This is a genomic window from Halorubrum salsamenti (genome assembly GCF_007671685.1).
GTDB classification, from domain to species: domain Archaea; phylum Halobacteriota; class Halobacteria; order Halobacteriales; family Haloferacaceae; genus Halorubrum; species Halorubrum salsamenti.
In genome coordinates this window covers 847457-864447 of the sequence record NZ_VCNL01000001.1, presented here as the reverse complement: position 1 = coordinate 864447, position 16991 = coordinate 847457, and the positions used below count along the sequence as shown (strand labels likewise).

The window sequence follows — 16991 nt, the reverse complement described above, 5'->3', positions numbered from 1 at the left end:
AGGATATTCGAGTTGATTTCCCCGAAGCCGCCGTATCCGGATAATTAAACGACTGGCCTAACGAAATCGGTTTGAAATAATGCTTGACTGACAACACCCGCATCTCGGTCGCTGCCGTCCGGAATCCTCGCTGGACGCGGATGACTCCGGCGCCGCACGATACCGCTTTTGACCGGTAGGCTCGACGTCGCGACGGAGCGACATGAGTGGCTGTCATCAGCCCCGATACCGGTCAAGCGGCTTCCGGACCGCCGACGTAGGCGGGTCCCCGTTCACCCGTTGTTCCAGCTGAGCGTCCCGCCTACGTTGTCTGACGGCCCCTCTTGTTGGTACGCCCACGTTTCCCATGGGTTGTCGAAGTACGCGACGTCCTCGATGTCCTGACCGAGATCCTGATCGGTTCCCAGGCCGATGAAGAACCCCGCGACGCCGCCGACGAGGAGCCAGCCGGCGTACAGGCCCTGATAGATCGGACCGAAGACGCGGCTCTGTGTGACGTGGAGTTGCTCGTGTCGATACAGCGCGCCCCGGTTCCCTTGGAGGTTGCTGATGACGTTTCCTTGCGTGAGCGCGTAGTCGCTTTTCACGGCGAACCCCCCGTCGTAGATGTGATGATTCGACCGGCGACTGTCCGCTTCGGCGTATCCTCCTCCGCCGTGGAAGGTCCAGTTGACGAAGTGTACTAGCAGGCCGAGTGACGTCCCGGGGAGCCCCCACGTCGAATCGGCGAGGAACGCGGCGAATCCGGAGCCATCGCTCCATCGGTACGTCTGCGTGGCACCACTAATGTACCCGTTCAAAGCCCCGACGACGCCGCCGATCACGGCGCCGGTGACCGCGGAGAACCCGAGAATGCCGAAGGCGGCACCACCCGTCAGCGCTCCGAGCGTGCCCCCAGCGACACCCAGCAGGCCGGCTTCAAGCCCGCGGAGCATGCTCTGCCCGAGGCTCTCACCCTGCGTCAAACCGTACACCGTCCCGCCGACGAATCCGACCGCGAACCCGGCCGCGGCACCAATTGCAACCGCGGCGAGGAAGGCGAACTTTCCGGTCGGATCCTTGAACCGCACGGGATTGTTCACGGCGTAACTATAGGCGTTCAGGCCTTGCGGATGTCGGAGTGCCGGCTGCGGGTTCTCGATGACGAACCAGTCTGGCGTGAGGAACCGTCCGAGTTCGGGCGCGTAGTATCGGTCGCCGAACTGCGCGATCCCGAGGTCCGTGTCGGTGTCTAGCCCGAGGTAGCGGTTATGGCTACTCCCCGATCGCATCGTTCGACCGAACGGCGAGTACACCTGCTGGTGAACGACCGAGCCGGTGTCGTCGCAGGCGGCGACGATCGACCCGAGGTGATCGGTGAGGACGTGGACGGCCTGCGCGTCACTGTCCTCCTCCGGGATCGTCTTCACGCCGACTGTGAGATCCCCGAGCTTGACGGTGAGTCTCTCGCCGTCCGGCCTGTCCTCGTAGCGATCGCCGACGTACGTCGTCGTCCTCGTCTCCTCGCCGGTATCGACGGTCTTCTCCACCCGGGTACCCTCGGCGTCGTACTCAAACGTGACGACCCGTCCGTCCGCTGTCTCGGCCTTGACGAGCCGATCGAAGATGTCGTATTCGAGGGTCTCCAAGTCGTCGCACGTCGTCACACGTCCCGCGGCGTCGTAGGAAATCGACGTCGGATCGTCGTCACCGGCGAACGTGACGTCCGTGAGTCGCCCCGCGTGTGCGGGGTCGCTGTACTCCATCGGCCCAGCCATCGACTCGTCATTCCGCGTGAGATCGCCCGTGGGGGTATACGCGTACTCGTCCCGGGCATCCGGCGAGCCTCCCGGACCACCGACGCGTCGTTCCGCGGCGGTGAGTCTGAACAGCCGGTCGTACTCGAAGTGCCGATGGAGCGTCTCCGATGGGAACTCGTCCGTGATATCGGTAACGTTCCCTCCGTCATCGTACTCGAACTCGAGCGACCGGAGGACGCCCCCGGCTCCGTCCCGGAGCGTCGCAGCGGTCATGTCTTGGTCGGTCCCGTCGTACGAATACGAGCACGAAGCGGCCCCGCTGAATGCGATGGTCGTCGGCCGTTCGTGTGCGTCGTAGGTGACGTCGTCGACGAAACCGGACGCCGAGACCGGCGAGCCGTGGTCGCCGTACGCGTAGCTCACTCGCGTGCCGTCGGGATACGTGATCGCGTTCTGGTCGCCCTGAATGCCGTACTCGTGTTCCAGCGTGTACGTGTCGCCGCCGTCCAGGTCGACCGTCCGCATCGTCTGCCGGCCGGCCGCATCGTATCCGAAGGAGACGGTGACATCCCCGTCGGTCGACTCGACGAGTTGGGTCCGGTCGTACGTCTTCGTGCGCATCGTCGTGGGATCGCTCGGATCGGTCTCATCGGTCGCCTCAACGAGCCGACCCTGCGCGTCGTACTCCATCGCTAGGCGTTGCCCGAGGGCGTCCGTCCGGAGCCGGCGATTGTCATCGGCATCGTACCAGAACGTCCGCTGCCCCGCGTCGGCGTGCTCGATGCGGATCGGATGGCCCGGGCCGGCGTAGGTATACGTCGTTGACGTACGGCCCGTCGCGTCGGTAATCGCGACGATCCGTCCCCTGAGGTCGCGATCGTACCGAGTACCGTTCACGTCGCCGTCTCCGGTCGGTCGTTCGACTCCGACGAGTTCGCCATGTGCGTTCAACCGCTCAACGATCGGCGAGTCGTCGGCCGAGACACCGGGCTCCCAGCGCTCCGTCCGATCCGGATAGTGGTCGATTCGGACCGTGGTCCCGTCGGGTCGCTCAACGCGCGTCACCGAGTCCGAGCCGTTATACTGGTACGCAACCTCGCCGTCCGTCGACAGGTTCGGGTGGTACGCCAGCGAGTCGACGAGGACGTTCGGGTATTCACACGCCGTCTCCCCGCGGACGTTGTACGCCGACCGGTGGCCGACGATCCACCGCTTTGACCCGTCGGCGGCATCGTCGCCACGCCGGACCTGCTGGAGGCGGTTCCCGCGGCCGTCATAGTACTCCCGGGCCACGTCCACGTCCGTGAGTGTCTCCGGGGCTGTGTCCGAGAGGTCCTCGACCGTTGTCCCTCCGGTCCGCGGTTCGTAACTCGTCGCACTCGGCGGGGTCGGTGGGTCGGAAGTCGGGTCGCCCCAGTCGACGCGAAAGGCCCCAGTCAGTTCGAGCGTCCCATCGCTCGCCGTCTCGTGTTTGGCACGCAAACGTCCGATCGGCGAGTATTCGAACGTCGCCTCCGCGCCGTGGGCGTACTCGATCGACGCCGGCTGGCCGGTCCGACGGTCGTACGACGCGGACACCGATGCCTCGTCGTCCGTCCCGACCGCCTGCCGCAGCCGCTGGGGGTATCCGTCGTCGTCGTACTCGATACGGTGCTCAGCCCCGAGTGACGTGCGGAGGCCGACCGTCCGGCCTGCGTGGTCGAACTCAACGGCGTTCGAATCCCGATAGTATCCCTCGCCGTCGTGGGTGAGACCCCAGTCGGACTCGATCTCATCGGCATATCCCGCTGGGAGTGCCCAGTCGGCGAGGACGAGTTCGCGTTCGCGCGTGAGGAGGCCGGTCGTCGCCTCGCCCTTCGGGAGTCCGACGAACGGGTCGCCGTCATAGAATCGGAGGGTGTGCGACCGGAGACGGCCGTCTCGGTCCCTGACCTCCTCGCTCGCGCGAAGCCCCACGAGCCACTCGGACTCGTTGGTGACGTACGTCATCGTGCGGTCGAGCACGATCGCCTCCGAAGGGTCCTCGTCGGCGAACCGACTCCGGCGCACCCGTCTCGTCACGTTCCCGTACGCATCGTACTCGTAGTCTGCAGCGTCGACCCGATCCGGAGCGTCCGGGTCGTGCAGCCGTGTCTCCGTCCGTCGCAACTCCGGTACGTGGACGAGGTCATCCCCGTCGGCGTACGCGAGCCGTGCCTCGTACGTCATCGTCGCGCTCTTCGTCCGCGTTCGCGTCCCGTCGTCAGCGATCTCGTACGTGACCGTCTCTTGAGGACGCCCGTGAAGGGCCCCGGCCGCGGCACGCTCTTGCGGAGAGAAGCCCGACGATCCGCCGGGGGCGGCCGTCCCACCCTGATGGAACGTCGTCTCTTGGAGCACCGTCGGCACGTGATCGTCACCCTCGACCTCGAGTTCAACCCGCTCAAACCCGCGAAACTCGCCCGACTCGGCGTCGAACGTCCCATCGTGGTATCGGAGCTCCGACCGTCGGGTACCGTCCGTCACCGTGTCCGTTTCCACGTAGGCGTCCACAACTTGCACCGGGAACGGTAGATACGATTCCCAGTCCTCGCCGGCCTCGCGATCGCGGCGTCGTTCCGCGGTTGTGGTTGTGTACTCGATTCGCGTCCGGAGGCCGGTTCCGTCGTCGATCCCCGCCAGCAGGTACGGTTTCGTCGCTCCACCGAGGTCGAGGTGACGGTACGAGCCGCCGCCCGCGGTGTCTCGATCCGGGTCGCTCCAGACGAGTCCCTGCATCCCATTCCCGTTGAGGTCCGTCAGGTGGAGTGCGTCCTCGTTCGGCGGCGGGACGAACGGGACCTCGAAGCGTCTACTCCACCCCGTTCCCGTCCGGTTCAGCCAGTAGTAGATCGTGTCGTCGTCGACGTACAGCAGGTCAGTCGTCCCATCCCGGTCGAGGTCCGCGAGGTACAGGCGGTCGTAATCGAACCCTCCCGGAATCGATGGCGGAGTTTCCATCTCGACCCGGTCGCCCCAGACACCGCGCCCGTAGTGAGGCCAGTACGCGATGTGGCCGGATTCAACGATCGCGATATCCGACAGGCCGTCGCCCGTGAAGTCCGCGACGTGTATGCGGTCCGACCCGAGGTCGACCTCGGGCAGTGGCCCGACCTCGTCGTACTTCGACACGGCGTGGGCTGGTGACCACCCCTCACCGGCCCGGTTGTATGCGAGCAAGTAGCCGCCCGGCCCGGACTGGAGAAGATCGACGGTCCCGTCTCCATCGAGGTCCACGACGCGCGAGTCCGTCGCGGACAGGTCGAGTGCCATCGTCTGGTGGTACATCGTCGGCCGGTCGACCCACGAACCGTCACCGGCGTTTCGGACGGTGGTTCCGATCCCCCGCTCCATCCGGAAGAGATCGACCGCCCCGTCGCCGTTGAGGTCGCCGAGCGAGACGCCAGCGCGTCCGAGCTCCATCCCGAACGGTGAGATCGGGACAGACCGGCGCGTGCCGAACGTGCCGTCCCCCTGATTCGGCCAGAAGTGATGGCCGTCCCTGCCGGTCTCGAGGACATCCGGGAGCCCGTCGCCGGTCATATCGACGAGCGTCGTCGACGGATCGTCCAGTGACGGGAGCCCGTCCGGTGAGCCCACGCGGTCGAAGCTCGCATCGTCCGCGTCGTGCCCGGTGTACGACAGTTGGACCGGCGGGATCGTCTCCGTTTCGCCGTCCGGGCCGTACCCGGTCTTTTCGATCTCCGTCAGGAGCGAGACCCCGGAGCCGTCCGCCTGTTCGTACGTGAAGGTCCACCGGGCGATCCGCGGGCTATCGAGGCTGTCACTCCGCAGTTCGATCGCGGAACAACGCCGCGCCGTCGTCACCTCAAAACCGCCACGACCGTCCCGGAGGACGTCCGGGCGGGACTCGTACTCGAACTCGACCGCGTAGATCCCCCACGTGATGCGCGACAGATATGCGGCGTTGCGGTGGTGGTCGTACTCGTACGAGACGACGTTCCCGGCCGTGTCCTCGCGCTCGGCCAACAACCACGACAGCACGCGATCGCCCTCGTCGTCTGTGACCCGACTCGTGGCCGTCGTTCCGAGTTCGTACTGCTCACCGGTCGGCGTTCGGATGATCCATCCACCGCCGTCGCCGCGACTGATGTGTCGTCCGTCCTCGTCGCTCCGCGGACGATACCGGCCGTCGCCGACCGGCACAAGAACCGCGGTTCCCAGCGCGAACTCGTCGGTACCGTCGTACGCAGGGACGCCGTCGTCCGTCCGTCGCGTGATCGCCATCGATCCCGCGACCGACCAGCCCATCCCGAACACGTCGTTGCCCGCGCCGGTCGAGTAGTCCAGCGAGAGGTCCGGCTTCGGGCCGTCCGGCACGTCCGGGACCTCGATCGGAACCGAGTAGTTTCCCGTCCCCTTCAGCAGGTCGGGCTGGAACCGCTCTCCGAGGCCGTTCACCTCGCCACCGCCTTCGGGCAGCGACACGATCTCGTCAAGAACGCCTGACGTTGCTTCCATGATTACCTCGAATACTGGAAGTCGTACTCGGTCAAGACGAGGAGCTGCTCAATCGCGTCCGCCTCTAGGCCGCCGTCGCTGTCCGCGAGGGCGCTCCCGTCCGGCGGTGTGATCGATACCTCCCACTCACCGAGGACGGCGGAGGGGAGAACGCTTCCGAGACGTGTCCCGCTGTCCGTGACTTGTCCGTCGGCGTCCGTGGTCACCGATACCGACTCGCTCCCTGGCAATGACACCGACAGGTCGACGTTCGAGGCGTCGACGCCCTCGGCCGTCTCGAGGACGAGCGAGAGTGTGTCCAGTTTGAACGACTCTTGGGTCTGTGGCATGTGGTCATCGGTGACTTCGAACGTCATCGTGGCGTCGTCGAGCATCGCGTACCACGACTCCGGGAAGTCGTATCGCAACTGGAAGTCTTTCGCCCCCGTGAGTTCGCCGGGGAGCGGCTGTCGGGATTCCACCTCCTTCGCCAGTCCCGGGTCGTACTGTGCCTCGTAGTACACCACGAGCCGGATATCGCGAATGCGGTCGAAGTCGAAGTTGTTCGCGCGTTGCGGGAGGTCGACGTGCCAGGTCGTCGCGACGCCGTGGCCCTCAAATAGGCCGTACTCCTCCGGGTCAACGCGGAACAGAATGTGGTCCTGTCGCTCCTCGTACCCCGAAAGCGCGAGCGTGTCCACCGCGTGGATGCGGACGTCCGCCTCGCCGTTCTCCTGACGGTACCGCGAGAACCCGCCCGCTCGGAGCGTCCCTCGCACGCCCGTCGAGGGGATGATGCCCGCGATCTCGAGTTCGACCGCCTGAACACGCTGGGCGTGGAACCCTGGGTGCCGTCGGTCGAAGTCGTAGAGCAAGGTCTCGAACGACAGCTCGCCGGTCTGCTGGAACTGGTGGAACTGGAAGGGGTAGTCGTTCGCGACCGAGATGACGTCCTTCAATCGCGACGTCTTTCCGCCGGTCTCGGTGACGAGTCGATGCGTGAATCCGTCGATGTCCGTCAACAGCGCGTCCGACCCCAACAGCCCGCCTTCCTCACCGATCCCGTAATCGGACCCGATGATCGAGTGGTCGGTGTCGTTCTCGAAGTTGTACGCTCGCTCCATCAGCTTCGCGACCTCGACCGCACGGTCGTGGTACGTCTGCGCGATGTCGCGCATGAACTCTGCCATCTGCGTCCACAGCTCCGGCGTGAACGTCTCGTTCTCGAACGCGCGCAGCGAGTCCCGCGCGAGTTCCGCGCGTTTCTTCGCCGCTTCCTTCTCCAACCGCGCCGCCTCCTGGCGGTGCTTCGCGACGTCGAGGCGTTCCTCGGCCACCTGTTTCGATTCCCGGAGTTCCTCCGCGTCGTTCTCGAGCCGCTCCAACTGGTACTCGTAGGACTTCTGACCACTGAGATACGTTTCTGCGGCCGCCCGTTTCCCCGCGGAGCCGGAGATCGACTCACCGCTCTCGAACTTCTCCGCCATCTTCCGGATCTCGTTTTCGTCCCACCCGGACCGTCCTGCTGCCGCCGCGGACTCCGCCCGATACTGGTACCAGCCCGCAGTCTGGTACTTGTTCTTCTCGTCCTGGGCGTTCTGCCGCCGTGTCTCGGCGAGGTCGCGTGACTCTTCGTACACCTCCGTTTCGTCCTTGCTCGCCTCGTAGCGTTCGCGGGAGACTTCGACCTTCTTCTCGGCCATCTCGGCGGTCTGTTCGAGTTCACGCCGCCGCGCCTCCTCCCGTTCGGCGCGGGACTTGAAGTCGATATACGACCGCTCGGCCTGGATGCCTTGCTTCGCCAGCGTCCGCGCGACCTGCCGCAGGTACTCGAACGTGTGCGTCGGGATGAAGGTCGACCCCCAGAAATCCAGGCCGGCGTTGAGGTTCTGCCAGCGTGCCCACGTGATGAGTATCGGGTACATGATCGAGGGGTTGGCCTCGACCGAGCTCGGGTCCGCTAAGTTCTCGATGACAGTAGTCGCCTCCCGGCTCGGCTTCTGGAACGCGTCCTTCTGGTACAACGGCGACTGGGGCACTGAACCCTGATTCGTGAGGAGCTTGCGATAGATCTGCATCGCCTTCTCGAGGTCGTTCTCGCGGTACACGGAGTCGCCCCATTGCCGGACGTTCTTCGCGAGCTTTCCCCAGAGATTCGTTGCCTCCAGTTCGCGGTTCAGGTACTCGTAGTCCGCCGCTTTCAGGTAGTACTCCTCGGCCCGTTCGTACTCGCCGAGCTGTCGGTGACAGTCACCCAGCCCAACCGGGACGGCGAACGCGTAGACGTGTGTGAGGTACACGGATTGGCCGGCAGGATGCTCCGGCCACACGAGGAGGTCTTCGAGACCTGTCGCGTCGACCCGGGGGCGGAGGATCGTTTCCATCGCCTGTTCGGGATCCGGGCGGCTTCCGTGCTCCCAGACCAGCGCTCGGACCTCACTCCCGACCTTGACCCCCAATTCCCAGGTGTCCGACCCGGTGTCAGCCGGGGCCGGAATCCCTGCCATGCTCCCGTCCGACCAGCGGATGTTCAGCCGCTCGGGATCCTGCTCCTCGAGAAACGAGAGTGACGTCAGATCCATCGTCGGCTGAATCGACCCGGGATCCACGACGGCGGACGACGACGGCCCGCGTTCTTGGGGGCCGGTCCTCTCTCCCGGGAGTATCTCCGATGATGACGGCAGTTCGCCGATGATGGGCTCTATCGAGGATTCCGTGAGCGGCAATCTCCCGCCGCCTTCTGTTCCGCCCCCGTTCTCGACCGTGTTTTCGTAGGCGCTCCTCGCCTCCTCGAAGTGTTCCGACGCCTGTCCGTGCTCACCGAGATGCGAGAGGGTTGCGCCCCGGTTGTGCCGTGCCTGTGAGAGGGCGACTTCGTCGCCGACATCCGCGAAGAGCGATTCGGCCCGTGCGGCGGCCTCGTCTGCTCTCTGTTCGTCGTTCGCTATCGTCAACGCGGTACTCAAGTTGAGCGCAGCGGTTCCAGCGGTCTCCTTTTCTGCAGTCGTAGCCGGGTCGTCAAGCTCGTCAAGGACCCCTCGAAAGAGCTCGATGGCGCTCGCGGTTGCTCCGCTGTTGAGCTTCTCGATCCCCGAGCGGATGTCCGAATCGAGGTCCGCGAGCGGGGGGTCGTCTTTGGTGTACCCGACGTCTTCGAGATTGAGTTCTGATGATGGGATCTCGGTCTCGGGCGAGACGACCGGCGACTCGAGCTTGAAGTCAATCCGCCGGATGTCCTCGGCGAGCTGGAGCCCCGTTTCAGCAATCGCGCGGTAGACCTCCTCCCCCATCGGAAGCGTTGTATCGTCGTATCCCGCGTGCCAGGGGGCAGAGTCGCGGGGGTCGACGAGTTCGAACACGAGCGATCGGACCTGCTCATATTTTTCGATCGCCTTTCGGTACTCGGCCCGTGCGTACGCGTCACGGGCGTCTTCAAGCGTGGACCGAATTTCGGTGATACGACTGAGAGACGTGTTATCAACGGTTTCGATCGGGGATTCCTGAGAGAGGATCCCGACGGTCGATACGTAATTTGCGGGGAATTGTGGCCCAGTCATGGTCGTTCCCGTAATCAGGATATACAGGCCCGACCGACACGTATCCTCGCGCTAAGTGTATAGCGTGTCGCGCACGTCCGACGTCTCGTCGCCCGACCGTCGCTGTGTAGGATAGGACGGTCAGAGCTGGCGGAGTCGACCTCTCGCGGAGTGAACCGCCTCGGGATCGAGCCCCGAGGCGCTCGCCTCGTTCATCCGTCGATCTGGCGGATCAACAGTCGCGGTGAAACCCGATGTTTCTCACCTCGATCCAATGCACAACTCAGAGCCGACCGCCTCACCACTCGGCCGCTCCAGCAACTCGTCGAAACGCTCGCGACTGAGGCGGCGATCCGCACTCAGGCGCCGGCACCGGAGCCGACGGCTTTCAGAGGCGATTCGCGCCTCGCTGCGGGCGTCGACGCCGACCCGGTTTAAAATAGCGCCTCGCTCTCGTCGAGGACGCGCGCCGGGCCGCCGACCTCCCAGACGTCGGTGTCGATCCCGATCTCGCTGATTCTGCTCTCGACTTCGTCGACGTGGTCGGCGAGCGTGTTGACGTACACCGAGGCGCCGGTGTCCGTCGAGAAGTAGACGGGGACGCCCTCCTCGCGGAGGTCGCGGACCGCGTTGAACACGGCGATCGTCTCGGGCTGCCAGTACACCCACCCCGCGGGGCCGGTCATGGTGGTGGCGGTTAAGGAGAGCGAGTCGTGCTCGGCGGTCTCGAAGATCCGGTCGAAGTCGCCCGCGCGGAGCGCGTCGGTCATCTCGACGAGCTGGTCCTGCACGTGGGCGGTCCGCGCCTGCATCATGTGGCTCGCGGCGGCCTCGCGGTGGGCCTCCTCCGTCTCCTTATACGCGGGAACGTGCGCGGCGACGATCTTGAGGTCCTCCTCGGGGTCGAAGCCGTCGTCGCTCACGCCCACGTCGAGTCGGTAGGAGCGACAGTCCTCGTCGTTGAGCCCGGCGTCGAGCCGAGAGTACGCGCCCGTGACCGCGCGGGCCGCGGAGGAGGAGCCGCGGCGGGCGACCGTGGAGACCTCGGGAAGGGTCAGATCGAGGCCGGCGGCCTCGGTGAGCGCGAGCGCGGCGGCCGCGAAGCCCGACGAGGAGGAGCCGAAGCCGATGTTCGACGGGAAGGAGTTCTCGCTCTCCAGCCGGACGGCGGCGTCGACGCCGGCCAGTTCGCGGACGTGCTCGACGACCATGTCGATGCGCTCGGCGGCGCGCCCGTCGACCTCCTCGTCGCCGATGACGTAGGTGTCCTCGCTCGCGTCGGGCTGCCACTCGACGGTGGTCGTCGTCGCGGTCGGGGCGGTACAGAGGCTGATGCTGTCGTGGTACGGGAGTCGCAGTTCCTCGTCGCGCATCCCGTGGTACTTGACGAGCCCCTGAATCGGGTGGGCTCGCGCGGTGGCCTTCTCGGTCATACCTCGGGAAGCGTCCGGCGGGGGATTAGTCGTTGCGATGAGCGGGAGGAAAGCGACGCCCGTCGGGGAGGGCTCAGTACGTCTCGACGTCGAGCCCGTCGATGCGCTCGAAGTGATCGCGATTTCGAGTCACGACAGGCTCGTCGTTCAACAACGCGGTCGCTCCGATGATGCAGTCCTCTCTGTCGATCTCATCGCCCCGAGCGCGAAGCGAGCCGGAAATCTTTCCGGCCTTTCGCATCACGGTCTCGTCGGCGACGACCGCGTGGCGCGTGTCGAGTACGTCGAGGATCGCCTGTCGACGCTCCTCCGGAGCGTTCAACTGTGGGACTGCTTCGTACAGTTCGAGTACCGTTATCGAGGAGAGCTTTTCCGGGCGGTTCTCTCGTTCGATGAGATCGAGGTATTGGATCGCGCCCTTGTCGTCGTGTAAAACATCAATGATAAACGTCGTGTCCTCGATCATTCGTCGCTTCGTACGTCCGAATCCAGGCGTTCGCGCCGATCGCGGGAACGGGATCGCCCCTCTTCGACAAGGGATTCGAGTTCGTCGGCTTCGTCCTCGCTGAGAATTCCCGCGACTTCCGTCCACGATCGCTCGCCGGCGATCCGCTTGACCACGTCTGAAAACGACTCGCCCTCCCGCTTGTGTGCCTTGAGCCGCTCGTAGGCCTCCTCGTCGAGCGAGATCGTTTTCGTCGCCATCACAGTACACAGTTGCGTGTGTATATTTATAAATGTCAGCGACGGTTTCACCTCGCCTCAGCCGCCTTCCGTCCCCGCGACGGCGACGCGATCGAGGGGAACCCTTTTTGACGGGTCGGCGGGTACACCGCGCTATGACCGAGTACACCGTCGAGTTCGTCGGCACCGACGAGACGATCGAGGTGGCCGACACGGAGACGATCCTCAGCTGCTGTATCGACGAGGGGATCGCTCAGGAGTACTCCTGCCGCGTCGGGATGTGTCTCGCGTGCTCCGCGGAGATCGTCGAGGGCGAGGTGACCCAGCCGGCGGCGCGCGGGCTCACCGACGACGAGTCCGAGGAGTACGCGCTCACCTGCATGGCGCGCCCGCAGTCCGACCTGAAGCTCGACCGCGGGAAGTACCCGCCGAGCATCGAGGACGACGCGGCGACGGACGTGGGTGGCGAAGACGGTGCAGCGGCCGACGACGACTGAGACGTACTTTGCGGGCGCGGCGTTCTTTTTAACCGAAACGCGATCTGTCCCGGATTAGTCGATCATTTATAAACTGCTGTTCGCAAGTCGGCGGTGAAGACCTCCAAAGCCCCAGTCGTTGAGGGCTGCGCACGCTCGTTGCGCGCTTCAGTCGCTCACTTCGTTCGCTCCTTCCAGTGCTTACGTCGCCTGCGCAGCCCTCAACGACTGCCCCTTTGAGTCCCACCCCGCACTGCACCGCACAGCCTCACGCCTCCCCAGCCTCGTCAGTCGCCCTCCGCGTTGCTTCGGGCGACTGACTCCCTCGCGCGTGCTGACTCGCGGCCGCCTTCGGCGGCCACTCGCAGGCACGCGCCGACCACCTCGTTTACTTATAAATGCTCGTCGTTCACTTCTCGAACCCGTTCTCAGCGACGAGCGTTCGGACGCCGACGTACGCCACCGCGGCGATACCGACGTACGCGACCACCAGCGCGGTCGTCGTCGCGTCGGCGCTGTCGATCGCGAGCCGCGCGACCGCGTTCGCGGGGCCGCCGGCCATCGCCGTGGCGCCGCCGAAGAGGGCCAGCACGCCGATCGAGTAGAGGAACTGGGCGGCGCGCCGGTCGGGCGCCAGCGCGGAGATGGCGAGCGCGAGCGCGACGACGAGGGCGGTGAGCGCGGTCATGAGGACGAGGATCGAGGGGACGTTGGCGACCGGCGTCCCGTTCGCGCGGAGGAGGAGCAGCCACAGGAGCGCCTGTCCGGGGGCGATCGCGATCGCCGCCAGCGCCTTCCCGTCGACGATCTCCCCGAGGGTGACGGGCGCGACGCGCAGCAGCTCGAAGGTCCCCTCGTCGATCTCCTCGGTGATCGAGTCGACCACGAGCGACCCCGAGATGAAGACGGGGAGGAAGACGAGCACCGGTATCAACACGGTGTACGTGAACGTGAAGTACGGGCTGGTGCCGGTGCGCTCCGGGAGAGGAAGCGGTGACTCGCTCAGATAGCCGGCTCGGTCCGCGCGCTCCTGTCGCTCGTAGGTCCGGAGGAGATCGCGGAGCTGGACGACGATCACGGTGGTCTCGACCGTCGCGTCCGGAGCGGTCACGGTGGCCGAGATCCCGCCGTCGTCGTTCCGGTTCGCGACCGCCACCGCGTCGGCGGCGTTGCGGTCGAAGGCGAGCCGCGCCGCGCCGGCGTCCTCGTAGCGCGTGACCGAGGCCCCGTCGACCTCGCTCGCGGCGCGTTCGAGGTCGCTCACGGCGTCGCCGGCGCCCGCCACCTCGACCTCCGCGCCGCCGAGCGAGCCGGGGTCGTACATCGAGACGAGCCCGACCACGAGGAACGACGAGAACGCGGCGATGAACAGCTGGATCGCGATCGCGAGCAGGATCGTCTTCTCCGCGCGCAGCCCCGACAGCTCTCGGCCGGCGATCGTCAGTCGGCTGTCGCGGTTACGCATAGAGGCGCACCACCCCGAAGTTGTAGGCCGCGTGGATCAGCGTCGCCAGCGCCAGCGTCAGGACGTAGTACGTCCGGCTCCGGCTCGCGCCCACCGCGGCGACGGTCGTCGCGAACCCGTGGAGCAGGAGGGGCGCGAAGAACAGCCCCGCGATCGCGAGCGGCGGGAGCCCCTCCAGTCCCGCCACGCTCCCGAAGGCGGCGCGGCCCACGTACAGCTCCGTGAGCCCGACCGCCTGCACGACCGCGGTGGCCTTCTCCGCGAGGAAGAAGCCGACCGCGGAGGCGCTCCCGACCGCGACGGCGACCCGATCGGTCCGGGCGAAGGCGCCGCGCTCGAACCCGGCGTAGAGATGGACGCTCTTCGCGAGCTCCTCGATGAACGCGATCGTCACGAGAAGCACGGGGATCGACACCGTCACCGGGAGCGCGAACAGCAACGCGACGGCAAGCAGCTCCGCGACGAACACGAAGGGGATCGTACAGGCCGTGAGGACCGCGACCGACGCGAGCGCGCGGAGTCGTTCTCGTCGCGATCTGCCCGAGTCCGAGCCCGCGTTCCCGACCGACCGGAGCCGCACCGCCAGCGCGTCGAGGAACTTCCGCCCGACCGGCTTCTGGGCGAACATGTCCTCCTCGCGGTACACCCCGAGTCCGAGCCCGAACAGGAGCGCCGCCCCGATCGTCATCGGCCCGGTCGAGAAGAGGACCTCGCCGACTCCGACCGCCTCGCCCTGCAGGTCGAAGACGACCAGCGTCAGCGGCGAGACGAGCGCCACGGGCGTGACGTTCGTGAAGATCGCCGGCACGAACGCGTACGTCGTGAGGAGGACGCTCACGCCCACCGTCACGAAGGTGAGCTCCTTGAACGACCGCGCGAACATCGCGCCGACGAACGTCGCCGCGAGGAAGGTCAACGCCACCGGAAGCACGGCGATCACGGAGAGCGCCCCGCCGCCGACGGCGACCGCGATGAGCGTCGTGACGAGCGCCGCGACAGCGACGTACGGGAGCGTCTTCCCCGCGACGATGTCGACCGGCGAGAGCGGGGTGACGAGCAGGGGCTCGCCGCGCCGGTTCGTCCGCTCGTCGAGGACCGACGAGCCGTACGCCTGAATGAGGAAGTTCATCGGGACGAGGAAGACGAACGCTAAGAGCAGCGAGACGAACGGGAAGGGCGGCGAGATCGACCCCGGCGACCCGACCGTGTCGGCGCCGAACGTCCCGCCGCCGACCGAGGGGACCGCGAATCCGCCGTCGTCCTCGTCCTCGCTCGCGGCGTCGTCCCCGGAGGGTCCGCCGCTGTCGCCCTCGGTACTTCCGCCGTCGCCCTCGGTACTTCCGCCGTCGCCCTCGGTACTTCCGCCGTCGCCCTCGGTACTTCCGCCGTCGGAACCGCCACCGCTCCCGGAGCCGTCGCTCTCGGAGCCGTTGTTTCCGGAACCGTCGTCGCTCCCGGATCCGTCGCTCTCGGAGCCGTCGCCCCCGTCGGACCCGCCGAGCGTCGAGCCGTCGTCGAGTCCGCTCGTCCGACCGACGTACTGAAGCGTGACGGTGACCGGGAACGCGGCGGTCCGGTTCTCCTCGGCGGCCATCAGCCGCTCGTTGTGCGCCTCGACGGCCTCCCGGAACTCGGCGGCCGCGGCCTCTCCTTTTCGCGTGTCGCTGGCGCGGACGGCGACGGTCTCGACCGTTCCGCTCTGCCCCCCGTCGAACACGACGAGGTCGGCCGTCTCGCCGAGGACCGCGCCGTCGACGGGGACGGGCGTCAGCGCCGGCGCCTCCTCGACGGCGTCCGCGTACGGGGAGTCGCCGTCGACGGCGACGCGGTACACGTCGCGGTCGACGTCGAGCCCGACCACGCCGGCCGCGAGCCCCCCGCCGAGGACGCCGCCGGCGACGAGCAGGAGCGCCAGCGCTGCGAGGAGGGTCCGGCGGTCGACGCCGCCGCCCGCCCGAACCGTCTCCCAGCGAGCGACCCGGAGGATCCGCCGGAGTCGGTCGATCACTCGGCCCCCTCCGGCGGCTCCGTCGCTCGGGTCGCGTCCCCTGACGGCTCTGCGTCCCCGTCGTCGGAGCCGTCGACGGCGGCTCCGCCCCCGGTGTACCGCCCCGGCATCTGTCGCCCGACGATGTCGAGGAACACGTCCTCCAGGCTCGGCTCGCGGGTGCGGATGTCGACGACCTCGCCGCCAGCCGCGGCGGCGGCCTCGCGGACCGCCTCGACCGCGTCCATCGTCGGCACGGTGGTGCGGAAGCGGTCGCCGACCTCCTCGGTCGCGGCGTCGAGGCCTTCGACGACCTCGGCCAGTCGGTCGGTGTCGGGCGCGACGTCGGTGAACACGCGGTAGGTCGTCTCGCCGTGTCGCTCGCGGATCCCGTCGACGCTGCCGCGGGCGACGATCCGGCCCTCGTTCATCACCGCGACGCGGTCGCAGACGGACTCGACGTGATAGAGGTTGTGCGCCGAGAAGACGACGGTCTTTCCGGTCTCGCGCAGCTCGCGAGTGAACTCCAGCACGGAGTTCGTCGTCACCGGGTCGAGCCCCGAGGCCGGCTCGTCGTACACAAGCACGTCGGGGTCGTTGACGAGCGACCGGGCGATGGCGACTTTCCGTTTCATCCCCTTCGACATGTCACCGAGCCGGCGCTCGCGGTGGTCGAGCTCCAGCCGGTCGAGCGCGGTCTCGATCCGCTCGTTCGCGGCCTCGCGCGGCACGTCGTACAGGTCGGCGAAGAACCGCAGGTAGGACAGCGGCGTCATCTCCTCGTATAAGGGCGACTCCTCGGGGAGAAACCCCAACTGCCGGCGCATCTCCGGGTCGTCGGAGGCGAAGCCGGCGACCTCGACCTCGCCGTCGGTGGGGTCGACGAGTCCGGCGAGCACCTTCAGCGTCGTCGTCTTCCCGGCGCCGTTCGGGCCGACGATCCCGAACACCTCGCCCGCTTCGACGGAGAAGGTGCTGTCGACGACGGCGGCGAACTCCCCGTACGTCTTCCGCAGCCCCTCCACTTCGATCATGCGCTCGGGTCCGCCGTCGGGCGGGTTAAAGCCACGCCCGCGGCTATCACCCGCGAGAACGCGGCGGGCGGGACGAGGAGTACCGACCCGTCAGTCGTCGTCCCAGGCGTCGCCGGCGGCGGCGGAGCGGCGGCCACCCTTGCCGGTACCCTTACGGC

The 16991-nt window shown here is 66.9% G+C and carries 9 protein-coding genes; 1 reads left to right on the top strand and 8 read right to left on the bottom strand.

Annotated elements, in window-relative coordinates:
* Positions 1 to 272 precede the first annotated feature (272 nt).
* The 5 genes from FGL94_RS04240 to FGL94_RS04220 all read right to left on the bottom strand — a co-directional run bounded on the left by FGL94_RS04240 (position 273) and on the right by FGL94_RS04220 (position 11892).
* A complete protein-coding gene (locus FGL94_RS04240) occupies positions 273 to 6239 on the bottom strand; it encodes a toxin TcdB middle/N-terminal domain-containing protein (protein ID WP_144921240.1) in 5967 nt (1988 codons plus the stop codon).
* A 2-nt stretch (positions 6240 to 6241) separates the two neighbouring features.
* Complete coding sequence (locus tag FGL94_RS04235; protein ID WP_144921238.1) at positions 6242 to 9775, bottom strand: Tc toxin subunit A-related protein; 3534 nt, start codon at positions 9773 to 9775, stop codon at positions 6242 to 6244.
* Between the two features lie 413 nt (positions 9776 to 10188).
* Positions 10189 to 11187, bottom strand: a complete 999-nt coding sequence (mvaD, locus tag FGL94_RS04230; RefSeq protein ID WP_144921237.1) for a phosphomevalonate decarboxylase MvaD — start codon at positions 11185 to 11187, stop codon at positions 10189 to 10191.
* 73 nt (positions 11188 to 11260) lie between these two features.
* A complete protein-coding gene (locus FGL94_RS04225; protein ID WP_144921235.1) occupies positions 11261 to 11653 on the bottom strand; it encodes a PIN domain-containing protein in 393 nt (130 codons plus the stop codon).
* A complete protein-coding gene (locus FGL94_RS04220) occupies positions 11650 to 11892 on the bottom strand; it encodes an antitoxin VapB family protein (protein WP_144921233.1) in 243 nt (80 codons plus the stop codon). Before FGL94_RS04220 ends, FGL94_RS04225 begins: the two co-directional genes overlap by 4 nt.
* Before the next feature lie 134 nt (positions 11893 to 12026).
* Between FGL94_RS04220 and FGL94_RS04215 the strand changes: the two genes are divergently transcribed.
* Complete coding sequence (locus tag FGL94_RS04215) at positions 12027 to 12368, top strand: 2Fe-2S iron-sulfur cluster-binding protein (protein ID WP_144921231.1); 342 nt, start codon at positions 12027 to 12029, stop codon at positions 12366 to 12368.
* 388 nt (positions 12369 to 12756) lie between these two features.
* On the opposite strand, the gene FGL94_RS04210 is transcribed toward FGL94_RS04215, so the two are convergent.
* The 3 genes from FGL94_RS04210 to FGL94_RS04200 are packed head-to-tail and all read right to left on the bottom strand — an operon-like array spanning position 12757 to position 16833.
* On the bottom strand, positions 12757 to 13812 hold the full coding sequence (locus FGL94_RS04210; RefSeq protein WP_144921229.1) for an ABC transporter permease: 1056 nt from the start codon (positions 13810 to 13812) through the stop codon (positions 12757 to 12759).
* The gene (locus FGL94_RS18535) at positions 13805 to 15820 is read right to left on the bottom strand and encodes an ABC transporter permease family protein (protein ID WP_241659123.1); all 2016 of its coding nucleotides are present in this window, start codon (positions 15818 to 15820) and stop codon (positions 13805 to 13807) included. The genes FGL94_RS04210 and FGL94_RS18535 overlap by 8 nt, the downstream gene beginning before the upstream one ends.
* Entirely contained in the window at positions 15817 to 16833 is a 1017-nt protein-coding gene (locus FGL94_RS04200) for an ABC transporter ATP-binding protein (RefSeq protein WP_144921227.1), read from the bottom strand. Before FGL94_RS04200 ends, FGL94_RS18535 begins: the two co-directional genes overlap by 4 nt.
* Positions 16834 to 16991: the final 158 nt, after the last annotated feature.

What these genes read in the sequence shown, in the direction of transcription:
- FGL94_RS04240 (WP_144921240.1), bottom strand. Translation starts at nt 6,239, where the DNA reads ATGGAAGCAACGTCAGGCGTTCTTGACGAGATCGTGTCGCTGCCCGAA.
- FGL94_RS04235 (WP_144921238.1), bottom strand. Translation starts at nt 9,775, where the DNA reads ATGACTGGGCCACAATTCCCCGCAAATTACGTATCGACCGTCGGGATC.
- mvaD (WP_144921237.1), bottom strand. Translation starts at nt 11,187, where the DNA reads ATGACCGAGAAGGCCACCGCGCGAGCCCACCCGATTCAGGGGCTCGTC.
- FGL94_RS04225 (WP_144921235.1), bottom strand. Translation starts at nt 11,653, where the DNA reads ATGATCGAGGACACGACGTTTATCATTGATGTTTTACACGACGACAAG.
- FGL94_RS04220 (WP_144921233.1), bottom strand. Translation starts at nt 11,892, where the DNA reads ATGGCGACGAAAACGATCTCGCTCGACGAGGAGGCCTACGAGCGGCTC.
- FGL94_RS04215 (WP_144921231.1), top strand. Translation starts at nt 12,027, where the DNA reads ATGACCGAGTACACCGTCGAGTTCGTCGGCACCGACGAGACGATCGAG.
- FGL94_RS04210 (WP_144921229.1), bottom strand. Translation starts at nt 13,812, where the DNA reads ATGCGTAACCGCGACAGCCGACTGACGATCGCCGGCCGAGAGCTGTCG.
- FGL94_RS04200 (WP_144921227.1), bottom strand. Translation starts at nt 16,833, where the DNA reads ATGATCGAAGTGGAGGGGCTGCGGAAGACGTACGGGGAGTTCGCCGCC.